This window comes from Pseudomonas saudiphocaensis (genome assembly GCF_000756775.1).
Classification (GTDB): Bacteria; Pseudomonadota; Gammaproteobacteria; order Pseudomonadales; family Pseudomonadaceae; genus Stutzerimonas; species Stutzerimonas saudiphocaensis.
This window is the reverse complement of the sequence record NZ_CCSF01000001.1, coordinates 2,857,945-2,879,770: the sequence shown is the minus strand read 5'-3', so window position 1 is coordinate 2,879,770 and position 21,826 is coordinate 2,857,945. Positions and strand designations below refer to the sequence as shown.

At 64.3% G+C, this 21,826-nt stretch carries 16 protein-coding genes and 1 tRNA gene; 10 read left to right on the top strand and 7 right to left on the bottom strand.

The window, feature by feature from the left end; translation table 11 throughout:
• Positions 1 to 507: 507 nt before the first annotated feature.
• The 4 genes from selA (at position 508) to cfaB (ending at position 6,324) form a co-directional block, all read left to right on the top strand.
• The gene (gene selA / locus BN1079_RS13345; protein WP_037025173.1) at positions 508 to 1,956 is read left to right on the top strand and encodes an L-seryl-tRNA(Sec) selenium transferase; all 1,449 of its coding nucleotides are present in this window, start codon (positions 508 to 510) and stop codon (positions 1,954 to 1,956) included.
• Positions 1,953 to 3,869: a selenocysteine-specific translation elongation factor gene (gene selB / locus BN1079_RS13340; protein ID WP_037025171.1), complete on the top strand. Its 1,917-nt coding sequence runs from the start codon at positions 1,953 to 1,955 to the stop codon at positions 3,867 to 3,869. The genes selA and selB overlap by 4 nt, the downstream gene beginning before the upstream one ends.
• Positions 3,870 to 4,737: 868 nt before the next feature.
• Positions 4,738 to 4,833, top strand: a tRNA-Sec gene (locus BN1079_RS13330).
• Positions 4,834 to 5,142: 309 nt separating this feature from the next.
• On the top strand, positions 5,143 to 6,324 hold the full coding sequence (cfaB, locus tag BN1079_RS13325; RefSeq protein WP_037025167.1) for a C17 cyclopropane fatty acid synthase CfaB: 1,182 nt from the start codon (positions 5,143 to 5,145) through the stop codon (positions 6,322 to 6,324).
• A gap of 56 nt (positions 6,325 to 6,380) precedes the next feature.
• Here cfaB and BN1079_RS13320 read toward each other — a convergent pair whose 3' ends face one another.
• Positions 6,381 to 7,232: a universal stress protein gene (locus BN1079_RS13320; protein WP_037025165.1), complete on the bottom strand. Its 852-nt coding sequence runs from the start codon at positions 7,230 to 7,232 to the stop codon at positions 6,381 to 6,383.
• A 14-nt stretch (positions 7,233 to 7,246) separates the two neighbouring features.
• Entirely contained in the window at positions 7,247 to 8,734 is a 1,488-nt protein-coding gene (locus BN1079_RS13315; RefSeq protein WP_037025163.1) for a SulP family inorganic anion transporter, read from the bottom strand.
• Positions 8,735 to 9,048: 314 nt separating this feature from the next.
• On the opposite strand from BN1079_RS13315, the gene BN1079_RS13310 reads away from it, so the two are divergent.
• Both BN1079_RS13310 and BN1079_RS13305 read left to right on the top strand, forming a co-directional pair.
• Positions 9,049 to 10,836 carry an ATP-binding protein gene (locus BN1079_RS13310; protein ID WP_037025161.1) on the top strand — a complete coding sequence of 596 codons (1,788 nt, stop codon included), beginning with the start codon at positions 9,049 to 9,051 and terminating at the stop codon, positions 10,834 to 10,836.
• The gene (locus BN1079_RS13305) at positions 10,833 to 12,185 is read left to right on the top strand and encodes a sigma-54-dependent transcriptional regulator (protein WP_037025158.1); all 1,353 of its coding nucleotides are present in this window, start codon (positions 10,833 to 10,835) and stop codon (positions 12,183 to 12,185) included. Before BN1079_RS13310 ends, BN1079_RS13305 begins: the two co-directional genes overlap by 4 nt.
• Positions 12,186 to 12,667: 482 nt before the next feature.
• Here BN1079_RS13305 and BN1079_RS13300 read toward each other — a convergent pair whose 3' ends face one another.
• The 3 genes from BN1079_RS13300 to BN1079_RS13290 form a co-directional block, all read right to left on the bottom strand.
• Positions 12,668 to 13,906, bottom strand: coding sequence for an RNA polymerase sigma factor (locus tag BN1079_RS13300; protein WP_037025154.1), 1,239 nt, complete (start codon positions 13,904 to 13,906; stop codon positions 12,668 to 12,670).
• Position 13,907: 1 nt separating this feature from the next.
• Positions 13,908 to 14,264 carry a YciI family protein gene (locus BN1079_RS13295; protein WP_037025152.1) on the bottom strand — a complete coding sequence of 119 codons (357 nt, stop codon included), beginning with the start codon at positions 14,262 to 14,264 and terminating at the stop codon, positions 13,908 to 13,910.
• Positions 14,265 to 14,341: 77 nt separating this feature from the next.
• Positions 14,342 to 14,800, bottom strand: a complete 459-nt coding sequence (locus BN1079_RS13290; protein WP_037026960.1) for a YybH family protein — start codon at positions 14,798 to 14,800, stop codon at positions 14,342 to 14,344.
• Between the two features lie 222 nt (positions 14,801 to 15,022).
• On the opposite strand from BN1079_RS13290, the gene BN1079_RS13285 reads away from it, so the two are divergent.
• The 4 genes from BN1079_RS13285 to BN1079_RS13270 all read left to right on the top strand — a co-directional run bounded on the left by BN1079_RS13285 (position 15,023) and on the right by BN1079_RS13270 (position 19,857).
• The gene (locus tag BN1079_RS13285; protein ID WP_037025150.1) at positions 15,023 to 17,260 is read left to right on the top strand and encodes a TonB-dependent receptor; all 2,238 of its coding nucleotides are present in this window, start codon (positions 15,023 to 15,025) and stop codon (positions 17,258 to 17,260) included.
• Entirely contained in the window at positions 17,260 to 18,387 is a 1,128-nt protein-coding gene (locus BN1079_RS13280) for a PepSY-associated TM helix domain-containing protein (protein ID WP_037025148.1), read from the top strand. Before BN1079_RS13285 ends, BN1079_RS13280 begins: the two co-directional genes overlap by 1 nt.
• The gene (locus tag BN1079_RS13275) at positions 18,384 to 18,605 is read left to right on the top strand and encodes a hypothetical protein (protein WP_037025146.1); all 222 of its coding nucleotides are present in this window, start codon (positions 18,384 to 18,386) and stop codon (positions 18,603 to 18,605) included. The genes BN1079_RS13280 and BN1079_RS13275 overlap by 4 nt, the downstream gene beginning before the upstream one ends.
• 145 nt (positions 18,606 to 18,750) lie before the next feature.
• Positions 18,751 to 19,857: a lactonase family protein gene (locus BN1079_RS13270; protein ID WP_414860267.1), complete on the top strand. Its 1,107-nt coding sequence runs from the start codon at positions 18,751 to 18,753 to the stop codon at positions 19,855 to 19,857.
• 6 nt (positions 19,858 to 19,863) lie between these two features.
• Here BN1079_RS13270 and BN1079_RS13265 read toward each other — a convergent pair whose 3' ends face one another.
• Positions 19,864 to 20,895 carry a hypothetical protein gene (locus BN1079_RS13265; protein ID WP_037025143.1) on the bottom strand — a complete coding sequence of 344 codons (1,032 nt, stop codon included), beginning with the start codon at positions 20,893 to 20,895 and terminating at the stop codon, positions 19,864 to 19,866.
• 15 nt (positions 20,896 to 20,910) lie between these two features.
• Complete coding sequence (gene flgL / locus BN1079_RS13260; RefSeq protein ID WP_037025142.1) at positions 20,911 to 21,819, bottom strand: flagellar hook-associated protein FlgL; 909 nt, start codon at positions 21,817 to 21,819, stop codon at positions 20,911 to 20,913.
• Between the last annotated feature and the right edge of the window lie 7 nt (positions 21,820 to 21,826).

Below are 21,826 nucleotides of genomic sequence, written 5' to 3'. Positions count from 1 at the left end.
TCGGCCACAACGCGTCGAGAACGCTTCGCGGTTTTCCACCCTACGCCGAACCAAAGTGGGAGCGGGCATGCCGCGAATGGACCTGCAGAGCCGCGGAAGACTTCACCGGCCTGGCCCGTTCCATATGGCCTGGCCGACCGCACCGCCTCGGCAACCGGCTTCAACCACGGTTCGTAGGGTGGATAACGCGAAGCTTATCCACCTGTGTGCTCCGAACATCGCGCAGCAACAGCCGAACTTCGGCACACCAAGCGAATCGGATCACTTCGCCGGACACGCGGAACACCAAAACATGTTGTAGAGCGGGCCATGCCCGCGAACAACCTGCGGTGCCACGGAACTCACGGCCATGGCCGTTCCCACATGGCCCGGCCAACGCACTGCCTTAGGCGCCAGCTTCAATAACTTTCTTCGAGATCGCGTAAATGTGTTCCAGGAGCGTTCCCCTTGCGGCAACCCGCTTCGCTCCGGGAAACTGCCCGGTCTAAACCTGCACGGGAGTCCTGCATGACCAGTCAAGCTGCCGAGGTTCGGCGCTCTTCCCTCCGTCTGCCTTCCATCGACCGCCTGCTGCGCAGCCCCGCCTGCGGGCCGTTGCTGGATCGCTATGGCCGTGAAGCCGTGCTCGGTACCCTGCGCGAACTGCTCGATGAACTGCGTGAACCCGCCCGCCTCGGCCAGCTCAGCGCGCCCGAGTTGAGCGAAGAGGTGCTGGCCGGCCGTGCCGGCGAACGCCTGGCCAACCAGCATCGAAGCCGCGTGCGCCGTGTCTTCAACCTCACCGGCACGGTGCTGCACACCAATCTTGGCCGCGCACTGCTGCCGGACGAAGCCATCGACGCCATCACCCTCGCCGCGCGCTATCCGCTGAACCTGGAATTCGACCTGGCCACCGGCAAACGCGGCGACCGCGACGACCTTATCGAAGGGCTGATCCGCGAACTCACCGGCGCCGAAGCCGTCACCGTGGTCAACAACAACGCCGCCGCCGTGCTGCTGGCGCTCAACAGCCTCGGCGCACGCAAGGAAGGCATCATCTCCCGCGGCGAGCTGATCGAGATCGGCGGTGCCTTCCGCATCCCCGACATCATGGCCCGCGCCGGCGTGAAGCTGCATGAAGTGGGCACCACCAACCGCACCCACGCCAAAGACTACGAAGCGGCGATCAACCCGCGCTCGGGCCTGCTGATGCGTGTACACACCAGCAACTACAGCGTGCAGGGCTTTACCAAGAGCGTCGCCACCGCGGAGCTGGCGGCCATTGCCCATGAGCACGGCCTGCCGTTACTCGAAGATCTCGGCAGCGGCAGCCTGGTGGACCTCTCGCGCTGGGGCCTGCCCAAGGAGCCCACCGTACAGGAAGCGCTGCGCGACGGCGCCGATATCGTCACCTTCAGCGGCGACAAGCTGCTCGGCGGCCCCCAGTCTGGGCTGATCGTCGGCCACAAGGACCTGATCGCGAAGATCAAGAAGAACCCGCTCAAGCGCGCCCTGCGCGTGGACAAGCTCACCCTGGCCGCGCTGGAAGCTGTACTCAACCTCTATCGCGACCCCGACCGCCTGGCCGAGCGCCTGACCAGCCTGCGCCTGCTCAGCCGTCCGCAGCAGGATATCCGCCTGCAGGCCAAGCGCGTCGCCCCGGCGCTGGCGGCGGTGCTCGATGAGAGCTGGCAGGTGTGCGTCAGCGACGCCCTGGGCATGATCGGCAGCGGCGCCCAACCCGTCGCGCGGCTGCCCAGTGCTGCCCTGTGCATTCGCCCGCAACAACCCAAGCGCCTGCGCGGGCGTAGCCTGCGCAGGCTGGAAGAAGCCCTGCGCGGCCTGCCAATCCCAGTGCTTGGCCGCATTGCCGAAGACGCGCTCTGGCTGGACCTGCGCCAGCTCGACGACGAAGCGGGTTTTCTCGCCCAGCTACCCCAACTGCAACAGGCTCTTCAACAGGAGCAGGCACCATGATCGTCGGCACCGCCGGCCACATCGACCACGGCAAGACCGCCCTGCTCAAGGCCCTCACCGGCCAGCAGGGCGACCGCCGCCGCGAAGAGCGCGAACGCGGCATCACCATCGACCTCGGCTACGCCTATGCGGACCTCGGCGACGGCAGCCTGACCGGCTTTATCGACGTGCCGGGTCACGAGCGCTTCGTCCACAACATGCTGGCTGGCGCCAGCGGTATCGACTGCATGCTGCTGGTGGTCGCCGCCGATGACGGCGTAATGCCGCAAACCCGCGAACACCTGGCCATCGTCGAACTGCTGGGTATTCGCCGGGCGCTGGTGGCGCTGACCAAGATCGACCGCGTCGAGCCGGCCCGCGTCGAAGAGGTACGCCAGCAGATCGAGGCACTGTTGCAGCCCGGGCCACTGGCGGGTTCGACGATCTTCCCGGTATCGGCCATCGAAGGGCTGGGCATCGAAGCGCTGCGCCAGGCCCTGCTCGATCAGGCCGCACACATCGATGCTCGCAGCGACAGCGGCTATTTCCGCCTGGCCATCGACCGTGCCTTTAGCGTCACCGGCGCCGGCGTGGTGGTTACCGGCACCGCCTTCGCCGGGCGCGTACAGGTGGGCGACGAACTCACGCTGTCGCCCCTCGGCCGTCGCGTGCGCGTACGCGGCCTGCACGCGCAGAATCGCGAGGCCAACGAGGCACATGCCGGCCAGCGGGTCGCGCTCAACCTCGCCGGCGAGCGCCTGGCCGTGGAGCAGATCAACCGCGGTGACTGGCTGCTGTCGCCGGCCCTGCAAGGCGCTACGCGCCGCATCGATATCGAATTCACCCTGCTCGCCAGCGAGGCCCGCGCCCTCAAGCATTGGACGCCCGTACATATTCACCTCGGCGCACAGGACGTCACTGGGCGCATCGCCCTGCTGGAAGGCGAATTCGTCGCGCCCGGCGGCCAGGTGCATGCCCAGCTGCAACTCAACGCCCCGCTGCATGCCGTTCACGGCGACCGCGTGGTGCTGCGCGACCAATCCGCGCAACGCACCCTGGGCGGCGGTCGCGTGCTCGATCCCTTCGCTCCGCCACGCAACCGCCACCGCCAGGCGCGGCTTGCGCAACTGCGTGCGCTGGCGGGCGAAACGCTGGAAGAGGTGCTTCCGCAGCTATTGCCCAGCGCCGTCAATGGCGTGGAACCGACGCACCTGGAGCGCCAGTTCAACCGCCCCCGACTGACTTGGCAACTGCCGGAAAGCGCCGTGGAGATCAGCACTCGCCAGGGCACGCGGCTGTTCGAGCGCCCCTACTGGGAGCATCTGGCCCAGAGCCTGATACCCGCGCTGCAACGCTTCCACGAGGAACAACCCGACGAACTCGGCCCCGACCGCGACCGCCTGCGCCGCTACGCCCTGCCCGAGCTGGAACGCCCGGTATTTATCGCGCTGCTGGAACAGGCGCTGGCCGAAGGCACCGTGCACGCCAGCGGCCCATGGCTACACCTGCCCGAACATCGAGTGCGCCTGAGCGATGAGGAAGAAGGGCTAAAGGCCCGGCTCTGGCCGCTGCTCGAAACCGGCGGCTACAACCCGCCCTGGGTGCGCGATATGGCCAAGGAGCTGAGCATCGGCGAAGACCAGCTACGCCATCTGCTACGCAAACTGGCCCGCCTCGGCGCGCTGCAACAGGTGGTGAAAGACCTTTTCTATACCGAAGCCACCACCCGCGAGTTGGCCAGCCTGTTGATAGAAATCGAACGCGAAGCCGGCATGATCCGCGCCACCACCTTCCGCGACCGCATCGGTCTTGGCCGCAAGCGCAGTATCCAGCTGCTGGAACACTTCGACCGCATCGGCCTCACCCGCCGCTTTGGCAATGAACGGAAGATCAGGGCGGATAGCGCGCTGGCCGTTGAAGCCGAGCTAAGGTAGGCTGCTGCCCACGAGTTGAAAGACCGTATTGAGAAGTCGGAAGGCCTATAAAGCTTCAAGCATTACTGCATATTGAAAAGCCCTGATTTATCAGGGCGTTTTGATTTATAGCTCTAATCCCTATGACTCAAGCCTAAATTGATTCGCGAGCGATTCATTAAGTCTTCAATAAAACTCAGTTTCGCAAATTTAAATTAACGCTCGATTTACAGTTTCTGCGCGCAATGCTCCCTTCCCCGCCTGGGCAAAAGTCGCTGATCCGTCGCTCTTTGCCTACAACTACAATTTCTTTTTGCCGGGTTGGGATCGCTACGGCCGGCTCCGGGATTACCCGAGTCGCCGGAACGATATTGGTCGCCCCCTGGGGAACGTAGTTCTTGTCGTTGAATACTGTTTGCTTGGGTGGTGCGTCTGTCGTAGCAGCTTGGGGCTGGGGTGTTTGCGGCTGAGGCGTTGCACCTCTCGCGGCTACTTCCTCTACTACCCTGTCCCAATCCTTGGTCGCTGCTGGCTCCGCTCGCGTGATTTCGGTAATGGGGGCTGGCTTGGGCTGGGTGCGTTTTTCAACAATGCTCTGCGTGGTGCTTTTGAGGAATGCTGAGCCTGCGACCTGTAGCGCCCCTAGCACGATGACCGTACCGATGATTCCGGGGATCACCCAAGTAACTGCACTCCGTTTCCGGCGGTACGTCCTGATGTACTCCGGAGCATCGCTCCAATCAGCCTTCATATTTCTCTCCCTGCTTGCCCTTCGGGCCTAACGGCATCCAGAACACCCGCCGGACGTGCTAGCCTATGCGCCGCTCGGGCCTGCAACACATCCCATACCCGAGCCCTTTCTTGCTGGAGTCATCCGCAAAATCTATATGGAAGGCAATCGCAGCCGGTGCTGCGGCCGGGCTTCAAACCCGGTTGGGGGCGGCAGCCGCTCCTGGGTGAGTTCGACTCTCACTGCCTTCCGCCAATTCGCTTCCGTTTGGTTTTTCACTCCGTGACCTGACCAGAGAGTAGCCCGCCCGCACGATGAAACCAAGGCAATTGGCCATTGCGTTGCTTCTGATCAAGCGCGGCCTGCTAGGAACCTCAGCAACTCCTTAGGGCACCTTCCGCGCGGCTCCTAAGTCCTACACGTCGCTCTCGACGCGGACCGCTATTGTCCCGGCCACCTCGCACTTCTCTATCAGTCCCATAGAAAGAAAATATCGTGCCTTGGGTCTATGGTCTTGGAATGTTGGTCTAGGGTTTGTTTGGTACCAAAAAAAGGAGATCAGGCATGCTGGCATCCCTGTTACCCGCGTTGCGTGAGTTATCACTGCCCTTGCGTCTGCAGCTTTGGGACGGCAAGGCGGTCGATCTCGGCCCGTCGCCCACGGTGACGTTGGCGATCAACGATCCGCAGATGGTGGCCGACCTTGCCCACCCCAGCCTCGATCTGCTGGGTTCTGCCTATGTCGAAGGGCGGTTGGATCTTCATGGGCCACTGGCTGAGGTGATCCGTATCGGTGATGAGCTGAGCCGCGCGCTGGGGCGGGACAAGGGTGCAGCGCCACAGCGCGAGGCCCATGACAAGAGCACGGACGCCGAGGCCATTTCCTATCATTACGACCTTTCCAACGATTTCTATCAGCTGTGGCTGGACCGCGACATGGTCTATTCCTGCGCCTATTACGAGACGGGCAACGAGGATCTGGACCAAGCGCAGCAGGCCAAGCTGCGTCACCTGTGCCGCAAGCTGCGGCTCAAGCCAGGCGAGCGATTGCTGGACGTCGGCTGCGGCTGGGGTGGGCTGGCGCGTTTTGCGGCCCGGGAGTTCGGTGTGGAGGTGTTCGGCATCACGCTAAGCCGCGAGCAGCTCAAGCTTGGCCGCGAGCGCGTTGCGGCCGAAGGCCTGACGGGGCAGGTGCAGCTGGAGCTGATGGATTACCGCGACCTGCCTCGGGATGGCCAGTTCGACAAAGTGGTCAGCGTCGGCATGTTCGAGCACGTCGGCCACGCCAATCTACCGCTGTATTGCCAGCAACTGTCGGCCGTGGTGCGTCCAGGCGGGCTGGTGATGAACCATGGCATCACCTCCCGGCATATCGACGGCCGGCCAGTAGGCCATGGCGCCGGCGAGTTCATCGACCGCTATGTATTCCCCCACGGTGAGCTGCCGCATCTGGTGCAGATCGGTGCGTGCATAAGCGAGTCGGGGCTGGAGATCGTCGATGTGGAGAGCCTGCGCCTGCACTATGCGCGCACGCTGGATTTCTGGAGCCAGCGCCTTGAGGCCAATCTGGACAAGGCTCGGGAACTGGTCCCGGAACGCGCGTTGCGCATCTGGCGTGTGTATCTGGCGGGCTGCGCCTATGGCTTCCGTAACAACTGGATCAATCTGCACCAGATTCTGGCGAGCAAGCCCCACGAAGACGGCTCCCATGAGCTGCCCTGGTCGCGCGCCGATCTGTATCGCTAATCAATGGAAGACCGCTGCAGCGGCTCAAGCCGCGCAGCGGGTCGTTTTGAGCAGACTCAGCGCAATAGCAGCAGCGGAGTGCTGACCGAGTTCAGCATCTTGGTGGTGATGCTGCCAACGAAGAACTGGCGAATCCGCGTGTGCCCGTAGGCCCCCATAACCAGCAGCTCGATGGCGTGTTCAGTCTGGTAGGCGCGCAGCTTGGCTTCGACATCCCCTTCGAGAACCGCCACACGCACTTCGAAGCCAACCGCAGACAGTTTGTCGCGGGCCGAGTCCAGCGCTGCGCGGGCCTCGTACGTATCGTTACTGACCGTCACCAGATGGATCGGAATGCCCTTGAGCAACGGGCTGGCGGCCAGCATATCGATGCCCTTGCGCGCGGTGTCGCTGGCATCGAAGGCAAACATGGCCGTGGTCGGCGGAAGGAAACTGGCCGGGGTGACCAGGATGGGGCGATGCAGGGTGCGGATTACATTTTCCAGGTTGCTGCCGATCAACCGGGCGTCGTCGCTACTGTCCTCGCCCTGCTTGCCGATCACCAGCAGGCGGATTTCAGACTCCAGTTCGCGCAGGCTACCCACCAGATTGCCGTGGCGTTGACGCAGCTCCGGCTCGGGCGCGCCTGCATCGATGACGCGCTGCCGGGCCGCATCGAGCAGCATGCGACCCTCTTCCAGCGCCAGCTTGTTGCGTTTTTCATCCAGCGCGGCGAGTTCTTCCAGCAGGAATTCGCGACTGCCCAGGCCGATGATGCCGCTGAAGTCGCCGGATAGCGGGTAGCGCTGCTGGTCCAGCACATGCAGCAGGCTCAACGGCGATCCCAGGCGCAGCGTGGCCCAGGCCGCGCAATCGCAGACGGCAGAGGCCTGCGGAGATCCATCGATACATGCAAATACCTGGGTCATAGCACTCTCCTGCCTCAATGGCTCATGAGTTTGTCCACGGCCTCGGGTTTGTCGTGCACTCCGAAGCGATCGACGATGGTTGCACTGGCCTGGTTCAGCCCCAGCACCTGGACCTCGGTGCCTTCGCGGCGAAACTTGAGCACTACCTTGTCCAGCGCCGAGACAGCGGTGATGTCCCAGAAGTGCGCTTGGGTCAGATCGATGGTAACCCTGGCGACGGCCTCCTTGAAATCGAACGAGGCCGCAAACTTGTCAGCCGAGCTGAAGAACACCTGGCCGGCCACCTTATAGGTGCGGTGCTGAGCCTCGGTATCCAGCTGCGAGTCGATGCGCAGGTAATGCCCAACCTTGTTGGCGAAGAACAGCGCCGCCAGCAGCACGCCGGCCAGCACGCCAAAGGCCAGGTTATGGGTGAAGACCACCACGACCACGGTCACCACCATGACGATATTGGTCGAGAGCGGGTAGTGCTTGAGGTTGCGGATCGAGTCCCAGCTGAAGGTGCCGATGGACACCATGATCATCACCGCCACCAGCGCGGCCATGGGGATCTGGCCGACCCAGTCGCTGAGGAAGACCACCATCAACAGCAGCACCACGCCGGCGATCAGCGTCGACAGCCGGGTACGGCCGCCGGATTTCACGTTGATCACCGACTGCCCGATCATCGCGCAGCCGGCCATGCCGCCGAACAGCCCGGAAACGATATTGGCCACGCCCTGGCCCTTGCACTCGCGGTTCTTGTCGCTGGGGGTGTCGGTCAGCTCGTCGACGATGGTGGCGGTCATCAGCGATTCCAGCAGGCCGACCACCGCCAGCGCGGCGGAGTACGGGAAGATGATCGCCAGGGTCTCGAAGGTCAGCGGTACTTCGGGCCAGAGGAAGATCGGCAGCGTGTCCGGCAGCTCGCCCATGTCACCGACGGTGCGGATATCCAGTCCGAAGTAGATCGCCACGGCCGTCATCGACAGGATGCACACCAGCGGCGAAGGAATTACCCGGCCGATCTTCGGCACGTAGGGAAACAGGTAGATGATGCCCAGCCCCGCCGCCGTCATCACGTAGACGTGCCAGGTGACGTTGGTCAGCTCCGGCAGCTGCGCCATAAAGATCAGGATCGCCAGGGCGTTGACGAAACCGGTGACCACCGAGCGCGAGACGAAGCGCATCAGCGAGCCCAGCCGCAAGTAACCGGCGCCGATCTGCAGTACGCCGCAGAGCAACGTCGCCGCCAGCAGATATTGCAGGCCGTGCTCGCGAACCAGCGTGACCATCAACAAGGCCATGGCCCCGGTGGCGGCGGAGATCATGCCCGGACGGCCGCCGGTAAAGGCGATCACCACGGCGATGCAGAAGGACGCGTAGAGACCGACCCGCGGGTCGACCCCGGCGATGATGGAGAAGGCGATCGCCTCGGGAATCAGCGCCAGCGCTACCACCAGGCCGGAAAGGACGTCGCCACGGATATTGGCGAACCAGTTCTGTTTGATCGAATGCAACATTGGGGGACCTTGAAAAACGAACGGCAGCCGCAACCGGGGCGGGCTCAGCCGGGGGCGGCGGAGGATAGCCGAACGCAGCGTCGTCCGCGATTCCGCCCGGCCAGTGGGAGCTGGCCATGCCCGCGAATAAGGCCAGCCCCACTGCAGAGGCTTTCACGGGCATGGCCCGTTCCCACAGAAAAGCGCGCAGGCCACCGCTCCGGTCTCACGATCCCTTCGGATGCCGCCCTTGTACTCAACTACTTCGTTACTCGGGCGAACATCGATCATCCGGTTCTGGCTTAACATAGCTGCACCCATAAGAAGAGGCTCCCATGCCCGCCCTCGCCCATCGCCATCGCCATCGCGTTGTCATGATCGTAGTGCTGATTCTCGGCGGCCTGCTGCTGAGCATGTATTGGGCCGGGCGACTGGCCGAGCAGCGCGTCTGGCTCGAACGCAGCCAGGAAGCCGGCGGGCAGCTGGAGCTTTACGCCCAGGCGATCCACACCCAGGTCGAACGCTTCCGCTCGGTGCCGGCGCTGCTGGCACTGGACAGCGATATTCGTGACCTGCTGGAAAACCCCGATGACGCGCAGCTGCGCCACCGCCTCAATCATCGGCTGGAACAGCAGAACCAGGCCGCCGGCTCTTCGGTGCTGTACCTGATCGACCTGAACGGCGAAACCCTGGCCGCCAGCAACTGGAGCGAGTGGAGCAGTTTCGTTGGCAGCAACTACGGTTTTCGGCCCTATTTTCAGGATGCCCTGGCCCAGGATACCGGGCGCTACTTCGCCGTGGGCGTGACCACTGGGATTCCCGGCTACTTCCTTTCCAGTTCGGTGAAGAACGCTGCCGGCCAAACCCTCGGCGTGCTGGTGGTCAAGCTTGAACTGGAGGACATGCAACGCGAGTGGATCAACCAGCCGGGCATCCTGCTGATCACCGACGCGCTGGATATCGTCATCCTCAGCAACCGCCCGGCCTGGCGCTTCCGCCATTTGCAACCGCTCAGCGAAGAGGTGCGCCACAGCCTGGTCGCCGCCCGCCGCTACGCCGAGCAAACGTTGCAGCCGCTGCACAGCAAGCCGCTGCAACGCGTTGCCGAGAACAGCGAGCGCCGTCAGGTTGATGGCCCGGACGGTCGCCAGACTTACTTCTGGCAGCGCCTGCCGCTACCCGAAGAGAACTGGACGCTGCACCTGCTGCAGGAACCGCAGCAGGTTGCGGCGAGCATCCGCAGCTACCGGCTGGCCGCAGCGGGTGTGTGGATGACCCTGGCCTTTCTGCTGCTCTATCTGGCTCAGCGGCGCAAGACACGGCGGGTCGAGCAGCGCAGCCGCAACCAGCTGGAGCGCCTGGTGGAGGAGCGCACCCGCGAGTTGCAAACCGCCCAGGACGGCCTCGTCCACGCGGCGCGCATGGCGGCGCTGGGGCAGATGTCCGCCGCCCTGGCCCATGAGATCAACCAGCCGCTGACAGCCCTGCGCATGCAGCTGGCCAGCCAGCGGCTGTTGCTCGACAGCGGCCGTAGCGAGGCGGTACGCGAGGGCCTGGCCCAGGTCGAAGGGTTGATCGAGCGCATGGCCGCGCTGACCAGCCACCTGAAAACCTTTGCCCGCAAGAACCCCGCCGGGCTGCCCCAGCGAGTACGCCTGGACGATGTGGTGGAGCAGGCACTGCAACTGCTCGGCCCGCGCATTCGCAACGAGAACGTGGCCATCGTGCGGCAAATACCCGGCGAAGCCTGGGTCAGTGGCGATGCGATCCGCCTCGAGCAGGTGCTGATCAATCTGCTCAACAATGCGCTGGATGCCATGCACGACAGCCCGGTGCGCGAGCTGCGCATCCTCTGCCGGGAAGAAGCCGGCACCTGGCGCCTGAGCGTGGCCGACAGTGGCGGCGGCATCGCCCGCGAACATCTGGATCAGGTTTTCGAGCCTTTCTTCACCACCAAGCCGGTTGGTCAGGGCCTCGGGCTGGGGCTGGCGGTGTCCTATGGCATCCTGCGAGACCTTGGCGGCAGCCTGGCGGTGCGCAACGATGCGCAGGGCGCGGTCTTCGAGTTGACGCTGCCAGCAGCGGAAAAACCCCGAACCGACAACAGCAGGAGCGACGCATGAGCGATCTGGTCATCTTTATCGACGACGAAGCGGCGATCCGTCAGGCGGTGCAACAGTGGCTGGAACTCTCCGGCTTCCGTGTACGGACCTGCGCCAGTGCGCGGGAGGCGCTGGGTCTGATCGACCGCGACTTCGCCGGGGTGCTGATCAGCGACGTGCGCATGCCGGATATGGACGGCCTAGCCCTGCTGGAGCAGGTGGTGGCGCTGGACCCCGAGCTGCCGCTGATCATGGTCACCGGACATGGCGACGTGCCCATGGCGGTGCAGGCGCTGCGCCAGGGCGCCTATGACTTTATCGAGAAGCCCTTCACGGCCGAGCGCCTGCTGGACAGCGTGCGCCGCGCCCAGGACAAGCGCCGGCTGGTCTGCGAAAACCGCCAGCTGCGCGAGCAGTTCACCCGCAAGGGCCGCATCGAATCCATGCTGCTGGGCGTTTCCCGCGCAGTAGACAACCTGCGCCGGCAGGTGCTGGAACTGGCCGGCACCGACGTCAACGTACTGATTCGCGGCGACACCGGCAGCGGCAAGGAGCAGGTAGCCCGCTGCCTGCACGATTTCAGCCCGCGGGCGCGCCATCCATTCGTGGCGCTGAACTGCGCGGCCATCCCCGAAACCATCTTCGAAAGCGAGCTGTTCGGCCACGAAAGCGGCGCCTTCACCGGCGCCCAGGGCAAGCGCATCGGGCGCATCGAGCATGCCCATGGCGGCACGCTGTTCCTCGATGAAATCGAAAGCATGCCGCTGGCCCAGCAGGTCAAGCTGCTGCGCGTGCTGCAGGAAAAGACCCTGGAACGCCTGGGCTCCAACCGCAGCATCGAGGTCGATCTGCGGGTGATCAGCGCGGCCAAACCGGACCTGCTGGAAGAGGTACGCGGCGGACGTTTCCGCGAAGACCTGCTGTACCGCCTGAACGTTGCCGAACTGCATATCCCGCCATTGCGCGAGCGCCGCGAGGACATCCCCCTACTGTTCGAACATTTCTCCAGCCAGGCCGCTCAACGCCATGGCCGTGAACCCTTGCCGGTCGGCCCCGGCGAACTGGCGCAGCTGCTGGCCCATGACTGGCCGGGCAACGTGCGCGAGCTGATCAACGCCGCCGAGCGCCACGCCCTTGGCCTCACCACGCCGGCCACCAGCGCCCCACTGAACACTGGCGGCACCTCGCTGGCCGAGCAGATGGAGGCTTTCGAGGCCCAGTGTCTGCACCATGCCCTGCAGCAGTGCAAAGGCAATATCAGTGACGTGATGAACCTGCTGCAGCTGCCACGCCGCACCCTCAACGAAAAAATGCAGCGCCACGGCCTGAGTCGCAGCGATTACCTGCCGGCAGGCAGCACGGACAGCTGATGGTGGGACGGGGTGAATCAGCAGGACGCGTGCGATTCATAAGCCCGCGCAGGCCCTTGGCCTGCTTTTCGCCGCGAGGTCGCGGCTCCCACGGGCGCGGTATGTGCTGACTGCCTTTGTAAGAGCCCCTACCGCGGAGCGAAGCTTTTGGGCTTGTTGGCGAGCTCACGCCTGCATTCGCCGCGTGGGCGCGGCTCCCACCATTTGGTGCGGAACCATCAGGCAACCACAGCACTGCTCTTCGTGGGAGCCCCGACCTCGGGGCGAAGCTTTTCGGCCTTGCTGGCAGGCTGGCGCCTGCATCGATCGCGGCGGCGTGGCTCCCACCATTTGGTGCGGGAACCATCAGGCAACCACAGCACTGCTCTTCGTGGGAGCCCCGACCTCGGGGCGAAGCTTTTCGGCCTTGCTGGCAGGCTGGCGCCTGCATTCGTCGCGGCGGCGTGGCTCCCCTCGATAGCCATCAAAGCCACCGCCTAGATTCACTCCAACTCTTCCAGCCGCCGCTGCAGAAAGCGTCGCTCCGGTTCCAGTCGCACCAGCTGCAGCGCCGCGCGGTAGGCTTCGCGGGCCTCGGTGATGCGTCCCAGCCGCCGCAGCAGATCGGCACGGGCGGCGTGGCTCAGGTGGTAGTCGTGCAGGTCGCCGCGGGCCAGCAGCTCGTCCACCAGTTCCAGACCCGCCGCCGGGCCGTCGCGCATGGCCACGGCCACCGCACGATTCAGCTCCACCACCGGCGACGGGCTCAGGCCCAGTAACACGTCATAAAGCCGGACGATCTGCGCCCAATCGGTCTGCTCTGCGCTCTCGACCTCGGCATGCACGGCGACGATCGCCGCCTGCAGGGCATAGGCGCCGGGGGCAGGGCTGGTCAGAGCGCGACGCACCAGCTGCAAGCCCTCGTCGATTTGCCGTCGATCCCAGACACTGCGGTCCTGCTCTTCCAGCCGCACCAGATCGCCGGCCGCATCAGTGCGCGCCGCACGACGCGCGTCATGCAGCAGCATCAGCGCCAGCAGGCCCATCACCTCGGCATCGGGCAATAGCTCCAGCAGCAGCCGACCAAGACGGATCGCCTCCGCGCTCAGATCGGCCCGAGTCAGCGCAGGCCCCGCCGAAGCCGAATAGCCCTCGTTGAACACCAGGTAGATCACCCGCAATACGCTGTCGAGCCGCGCCGGCAGCTCCTCGCGCTCCGGGACGCGATAAGAAATGTGCGCATCGCGGATGCGCGCCTTGGCCCGCACGATGCGCTGGGCGATGGTGGCCGGCGCGGCAAGAAAGGCCCGGGCGATCTCCTCGGTGGTCAAGTCGCAGACCGCACGCAGGGTCAGCGCCACCCGCGCGTCGGCCGGCAATGCCGGATGGCAGCAGGTGAAGATCAGCCGCAAACGATCGTCTTCCACCTCGTCGAGCTCCGTTTTATCCGCCTCGCCCTCCAGCTGCTCGGCCAGCAGCCGCAGCGAGGCATCGAACCGCGCACGTCGGCGCAGGGCATCGATGGCCTTGAAACGCCCGGCAGAAACCAGCCAGGCGCGCGGATTGCCTGGCACGCCCTCGCGGGGCCACTGCTGCAGCGCCGCGGCGAAGGCGTCGTGCAAGGCCTCCTCGGCGCGATCGAAATCACCGAGCAGGCGAATCAGCGTCGCCAGCACCCGGCGAGATTCGGCGCGGTAGACCGCCTCGACCGCTGCTGCTGCGGATTGCCCGCCGTAATACATGTCAGCGCTGCGGCAGCTGGCGCAACGGGCGCACCTCGACGCTGCCGAGCGTCGCCGGCGGGATCTTCGCGGCAATGGCCTCGGCTTCGGCCTGATCGCCCGCTTCGATCAAATAGAAGCCGGCCAGTTGTTCCCGGGTTTCGGCGAAAGGCCCGTCGACCGTCGTCGCAACACCATCGCGAACCCTCACCGTACGCGCTGTGCGCACCGGCTGCAGCGGCTCGCCGGCCAGCATATGGCCGCTGGCGCGCAGCTCTTCGCCACACGCCAGGCAGCGTGCAACCAGCGCCTGCCACTGCTCGTCACTCATTTCATCGACACGTTGCTCGTCGTAGTAGATCAAGCACAGGTATTTCATGACACACTCCGTCTGCCAACCATGCAAAGAAGCTAGCAGCCGGGGGACAAGGGTGCGTCAACCGGCGACGAATACCCTCAGCCAGTCCGTTGCTGGTCGGCCGATGGCTCCTGCGACATGCAGACCTGGCCGGTTTCCATATCGAACGGCATGGAAAAGTGCTCGTGGACCACCTTCCAGTCACCATCGCGCCTGGCCCAGACCCGAGTGCCGCGCATCCAGGCAGTTTGCATCACACCTTCGGCATTGGGCCCGCCGCAGTGGTTGAGCGTGCGGCTGTAGGCCATGTCACCGCTGACTGTCACGTGCAGATCGTGGGTTTCGAAGAAGCCATCGCCCTGGCAAAACTCGAAACAGCGCTGCCAGTGGGCCCGGTATTCGTCTCGCCCTTTGAACTGCAGGGCGCCGACCGCATCGAAAGCCACCAGATCATCGGCGTACTGATTCATGATCTGGTCCAGATCCTTGGCCTTGGTATCGCGCTCGAAGGCGTCGTGAAGTTCGCGAATTCGTTGTTCGTCGTGTGTCATGTCCATCTCCGCTCTGGTGATTGGGGGCATGAACTGGTCGAACAGCGGGAGCACGGATCGACAGCCGTGGAAAATTTTTTATGCGCTCCAGCGAAAGGACTGCGCACTGATTGATGCTGAATACTGTTGCGAATTATTATCACTCCACTATTCTCTTTGCTCTGATGCCATGCCGTTCAGTCTCAACGGCATGCCCCTGCTCAGACCACCAGCCCAATCAGGCCCACCATGACCATCCTTCGCCTCCCTCGTAAAACAGGTGCTGTCTCCGTCCTGCTGCCCGCCTGCCTTGTCGCTGGCTTCGCCGGCACCCCGGCCTTGGCGCAGCAACCAGTCGATAACCAGCAAGAACAGACCAGTCAATCTGGCGAGCCGCTCGAACTGCCGACCACCGAGGTAGTCGCCAGCGCCGATGCCTCGGCCGGCGGGCTGACCGAACCCTATGTTGGCGAGCAGGTGGCGCGTGGTGGCCGGGTCGGCATCCTTGGCAACCAGGACTATATGGATACGCCGTTCACCTCCACGGCCTATACCTCGCAGCTGATCCAGGATCAGCAGGCACGCAGCGTCTCCGATGTGCTGCAGAACGACCCCTCGGTGCGCGTGGCCCGCGGCTTCGGAAATTTCCAGGAGCTGTATGTGGTGCGCGGCTTTCCGGTGTTCTCCGACGATATTTCCTATAACGGCCTTTACGGCCTGCTGCCGCGCCAGTACGTAGCCTCGGAGTTTATCGAGCGGGTCGAAGTGTTCCGCGGCGCCAACACCTTCCTCAATGGCGCAGCACCAGGCGGCAGCGGCATAGGCGGGGCGATCAATATCCTGCCCAAGCGCGCGCCCAACGAGCCGCTGAGTCGCCTGAGCCTAGGCGCCGAGGACGGCGGCCAAGGCATGGTCGCCGCCGATATAGCCCGTCGCTTCGGTGAGGAACAGCGCTTCGGGATGCGCCTGAACGCCGCCAAGCGCGACGGCGACACCAACGTCGACGATGAAAAACGCACCCTCGACATGTTCGGCCTGGGCCTGGACTACCAGGGAGACAACTTCCGCATCTCCGCCGACATCGGCCATCAGTACCACTACCTCGACCAGCCCAGGCCCAGCGTTTACCTTCGCTTCGTCGACCCGATCATTCCCAGCACACCGGACGCAGAAGACAGCTTCGCCCAACCCTGGACCTACTCGAAGGAGAAGCAGACCTTTGGCACCTTCCGCGCCGAATACGATTTCTCCGACTCGGTCACCGGCTGGCTGGCCGCCGGCGTACGCGAAGGTGAGGAGGACAATCGCCTGGCCGTGCCGACCTACAACGGCGCCGGCCAGACCAGCACCTCGATGTTCGAGAACGTCCGGGAGGATGATGTCTGGACCGCTGAATTCGGCCTGCGCGGCCGCTTTCAAACCGGAGCAGTCAGCCATCAATGGGTGACCTCGGCAGCCATCTTCAATTCAGAGGAGCGCAACGCCTACGCCACCTCGGCAGCGTTCGCCGGCAATCTCTACACTCCCATCGACGTAGAGCGCCCGCCTTATGCAGCAGACGGAAGTGGCGGCTCATTGTCCGACCCAGGCCTCATCAATCGCACCCGGACCCAGAGCCTCGCCATCGCCGACACTCTGGGCTTTATGGATGATCGCTTGCTGGTCACCCTGGGCATGCGTCGTCAAGGCTTCGACGTTCGTGGCTACGATTACAACAGCAGCGACCGCACCTCTTCGTACAAGCGCTACGAGAACACCCCGGTGGCCGGCGTGGTGTATCGCCTGACCGACGAGGTCTCGCTCTACGCCAACTACATCGAAGGCCTGGTCAAGGGCGACATTGCTCCGGCGCAAAGCGGGACCACACCGATCGTCAACGCAGGCGAGGTACTGTCGCCCTACGTGGCCGAGCAGATCGAAGCCGGCATCAAGTACGACGGCGGAGTCGTCGGCGGCAGCCTGGCCGTGTTCACCACCGACAGGCCGTTCAGCACCGTCGAGAACGGCGTGTTCGGCGAAGGTGGCGAGCAGCGTAACCGCGGTATCGAGCTGTCGGTATTCGGCGAGCCGCTATACGGCGTGCGGCTACTGGGCGGCGTGACGCTGCTCGATGCCGAGCTGACCAAGACCCAGGACGGCCTCGACGAAGGCAATCGCGCCATTGGTGTACCCCGCACCCAGGCAAACCTTGGCGGCGAGTGGGATATACCTGGTATCGACGGACTGACCCTAACCAGCCGCGTCATCTACACCAGCAGCCAGTACGCTGCCTTGGACAATAACGTGGAAATACCCTCCTGGACGCGCCTGGATCTGGGCGCACGCTACCGCATGGTGATCGACGACCACGACGTGACCATCCGCGCACGCCTCGACAACGCAACAGGCCGAGACTACTGGGCCTCGACCGGTGGCTACCCAGGCCAGAACTACCTCGTCCTCGGCGCCCCTCGCACGCTATCCCTCAGCGCCACGGTCGATTTCTGATGCAGGCAAGCACGCTTCGCAGCTGGAGCTGGATCCACAAGTGGTCCAGCCTCGTCTGCACCCTCTTCATCCTGATGCTGTGCCTGACCGGCCTGCCGCTGATCTTCTCCCACGAGATCGAGCACCTGACCGGCAGCGAGATCGAGGCGCCGCCAATGCCGGAGGGCACGCCTCATATCTCCGTGGATCAAGTGGCGGCCGAAGCGGTGCGTGCCTACCCGGGTTTGGTGCCGCTGTACTTCTTCGCCGAAGAGGACGCACCGGATCTCTGGTACGTAAAGCTCGACACCCGCGTCGACACCGACGAAAGCGAGTCGCTGCTGATTCTCTCCGACGCGCGTACCGCAGCAGTGGTGGGCGTGCCGGATTTCGACGAAGGCTTTATGAGCGTGATGTACCGCCTGCACGTGGATCTTTATGCAGGGCTCGCGGGCAAGCTGTTCCTGGGTTTCATGGGGTTGCTGCTGATTGTCGCCATCGTATCCGGCGTGGTGCTCTACGCGCCCTTTATGCGCAAGCTCGGCTTTGCCGAAGTGCGTCGCGAGCGCGCCCCGCGCACGCGCTGGCTGGACCTGCACAACCTGCTCGGCATCGTCACCCTGGTGTGGGCGCTGGCGGTGGGCTTTACCGGGGTGATCAATACCTGGGCAGACCTGATCTTCAAGGGCTGGCAGGCCGAGCAGGTCGCCGCGCTGCAGGCCGGCAATACCCGCGTGCTGCTGGCCGCCGATGCCGAAGGCGTGCCGCCGGCCGACGGCACCATCCAGACCGCCATGGATCGGGTAATGGCCGCAGCGCCGGATATGGCGGTGGCAATGATCGCTTGGCCCGGCACCCTGCGCGCCACGCCCGAGCATGTGGCAGTGATTCTCGGTGGCGACACGCCGCTGACCTCGCGCCTGACCCAGGCGCTGCTGGTGGACCCGGTGTCCGGTGAGGTTCTCGAAGCCAGCGCCCGTCCCTGGTACGTCACTGCGCTGCAACTGTCCGAGCCGCTGCATTTCGGCGACTACGGTGGCCTGCCGCTGAAAGTGCTCTGGGCGCTGCTGGATATCCTCACCATCGTCGTACTGGGTAGCGGTTTGTACCTGTGGCTCAAGCGAGGCGCGACCGAGGCCCGGTCATGATTCGCCTGTGGCTGTGGCCCGTGATCATCGCTCTGCTGTCGGCCCTTGGCCTGATCGCCGGGCTGGTTTCCGACGGTGCGGGCGACTGGCTGAGCTGGACTGTGCTGGCGGTGCCGGTAGTGATCGGCTGCCATGGTCTGACACGTGGCCGGGCAGCGAAGCAGACACTCGATGCGCCCAGTGCGCGCACGGCCGACCGCAGCGGTGGCATGCGCTGAATCGATGGGCCGGATCAATGCGTGCCAGCTGCGGTCATAGCCTGCACGACCGTCGTGGAGACCCCGCATGCGCCATCACAGCCTGCTCAACCGCGTGGCGCTCGCCGCGACCCTGGCCTTCAGCACCACGGGAGCCGCACTCGCCATGCCACAAGTTCTGATCGGCAGTTACACCCACGACAGCGACCGCGCGGGCATCTATCGCCTGCACTTCGACCCTGAAAAGGGCCGGCTGAATCCGCAGCCGCTGCAGGTCGTGGAAAGCGCCAACCCCTCATGGCTGCTGCTGGACCTGCAGAACGGCCGCGTCTTTGCTGCGAACGAGAACGGCCCTGGCCAGCCGGACCCCGTAGGTCGAGTCAGCGCGTTCAGCCTTGATCCGGCAAGCGGCGAGCTGTCGCCACTGGGGCGGCAGATCAGCCTGGGCGACGAGCCGACACACCTGAGCCTCAGCCATGACGGCCGCAATCTGTTCGTTTCCAACTATGGCTCACGGCCGAACCCCGGCGGCAGTCTGGCAGTCATGCCGGTTGGCGAGGACGGCGCCTTGCAACCGGTGACCCAACTGGCCACGCATAAAGCCAGCGAGGTGAACCCCAACCGGCAGAAATCTGCGCATGTGCATTCGGCCGTGCTGTCACCGGACGGCAAAAGGCTGTTCGTCAGCGATCTGGGCGCGGACCGAATATTTGCCTATCGCTATGACCCGAGCAATGCAGAGCGCCCGCTGTCACCGGCCGAACCGGCCAGCATCGAACTGCCGCCCGGCAGCGGCCCCCGGCACCTGGTGTTCAGCCCTGATGGCAGCCAGGCCTACGCCACGCTGGAGCTGAGCGCCCAGGTCGCGCGCTTCGATCATGTGGACGGCACGCTGGTGCAACGGCAACTGATGGATCTGGCCGAGGGCGGCGATACCGCGCCGCATTCCCCCGGCGCGATTCACCCCTCGGCAGATGGTCGCTTCCTCTATGTCAGCGACCGCGCCGAGACCAACCGCATCGTGGTTTACGCCATCGAGGAAAACGGCAGCCTGCGCGAAATCCAGCGGCGCGACAGCGAAGGCCGCGAGCCGCGCGAGTTCGCCATCGACCCCAGCGGCCGCTTCATGCTGATCGCCAATCAGAAAAGTGATGCGCTGGTGCTGTTGCAACGCGACCCCGACAGCGGCCTGCTGGGCGAAACCCTGCAAACCCTGCCGATCGCTAAACCCTCGGATGTGAAGTTTATTGACCGCAGCTCTGAGGTGCCCTGAGCAACCTCAGGACAACAGGCTGACCACCGCAAAGCGGCTGATGGTGGCTTGGGCGACCACCGTCTGGGTAACCGCGGCGTAGCTGGAGGGGCTGCGCTGCATCAGGTTGAATACCGAGCGCGAGAAGTCCATGGCCCACTGCTTTTCATCGGCATTGGCCTGGCGCGCGAGGAACTCGCGGATTTCCTGTTGGCGATTGCTCAGCTGCTCGCGCAGCGCAGTGACCTTTTCCAGGCCCGCCACCACGGAGTCCAGCAGTCGCCGCAGCTCACGGAAGGAGTCGAGCTGCAGCTCCTTGGGAAAGCTCAGCAACTGCTCATCCTGGCTCGGCAGATGGACGTACTTGCCCTGGGGAAACAGCTTGCCCTCGCCCTGCACCGCCAGCTGCGGTTTGAGCTGCTGCCAGTCGGCTTCGCGAGCGGAAAACGACAGCCGACCGTTGTGATCCAGTTCAGCCCGAATGCCGGCCTGGCCCAGGCTGCCATTGAAGCGGCGCAGGATCTGCTCATCGCTCATCTGGTCGTCAAGCACCACCGCCACCGGCTCGGCCAGCTTGCGACCGCCGCTGAACAGCAGGGTCTCGGCGCCCGATTGACGGATCTGCTCCAGCGACTCCAGCCCCTGCAGGCTGAAGCGGCTGCGCACCGGCTCGGTCAGACGCAGCTTGAAGTTGGCGTCCAGCGAGTTGGCGGAACGTTTGCTGCGCTCCTTGAGTAGCGCGTCAATCTCTTTCACGGCCTGCTGAATGACTTCCTCGCCATTGGGCGGCGGCGAGCTGAGCTGGCGGCTCAGGTTCAGCTTGAGTTGCGACAGGCGGGTCTGCAAATCACCGAGATAGTTGTCGGCCGACTGCATGGACGACAGCTGCTGGTTGAGTTGCAGGCTGAAGCTGGTGCTTTTGCTGGTGGGCGTCTCGGTAGCCGCGACTTCGCTCGGTAAACCGACACGCAATGGCGCAGGCGTAGCGCGCGTCGTGACCTCACGCCGCTCCTGCGGGTTGATCGAAGTTACACCCGGTAGCTGTCTACCTATCTTCATTCACGCTACCTCGGGTCAGAGCATGCCGAACAGCGACAACCCGTTGATCTTCAAATAAGTCTTCTGTGTCGCCTGCAGCGAAAGCTGATAGTTGTTCAGGTCGATGCTGGCCGTCGCGTAGTCCAGCTGGGACAGCTCGCCTTCGATCTTCTGGTTGACCAGCGAAACGTCTTCGTTGCTGCTGGACAGCAGAGTCAGGGTGTTCTGCCGCCCGCCCAGTTCGGTAACCGCACCCAGCAGGCGCCCGTGGGTGATGTCGAGGCTGGTCAGGGTGTCGGTAATGTCGGTGCGCAGCTGGGGATCGCCGGCATCCAGACCCGGCGCCTTGAGCTTCTCTACCAGCGCATGCAGGTCGTTGAGCATCTTAACATCGACACCGAAGACATGTTCGGCCGTGACGTTTTCGTCCACCAGCACGCCGTTGGCCACGGCGGCCTGGCGGTACTGGTCATTGCCGGTGAGCTTGTAGGCACCCTGGTCGAAGGTGATGGCCGGACGGTTGCTGAGCGTCCCGGAGAACAGGTAGCGGCCTTCCTCGTCGCGCACGTTGGCGAAGCTGAGGATGGTCTGTTCCAGGCTTTCCAGCTCGTTGGCGATGGCCGCCAGGTCTTCGCTGGTGTTGCTGCCATTGGCCGCCCACAACAGCATGTCGCGCACGTTGAGCATGGTGTCAGAAGCGGCCTTGAGGTTGCCCTCCTGCTTGGACAGATTGCCCGAGACGTTGGCGATATTGGTGCGGTATTGGGACAGACTGGCCTCCTCGCGCTGGATACGCAGCACGCGCACCGCGGAGATCGGGTCGTCCGAGGGCAGCAGCATGCGCTCGCCGGTGGCCATCTGTTGCATCAGCTTGCCGAGCTTCTCGGAGCTGGTGTTCATCGAGCCGTGCATCATGGCGGTGATCTGGGCGTTGGAGATGCGCATCGTGTCT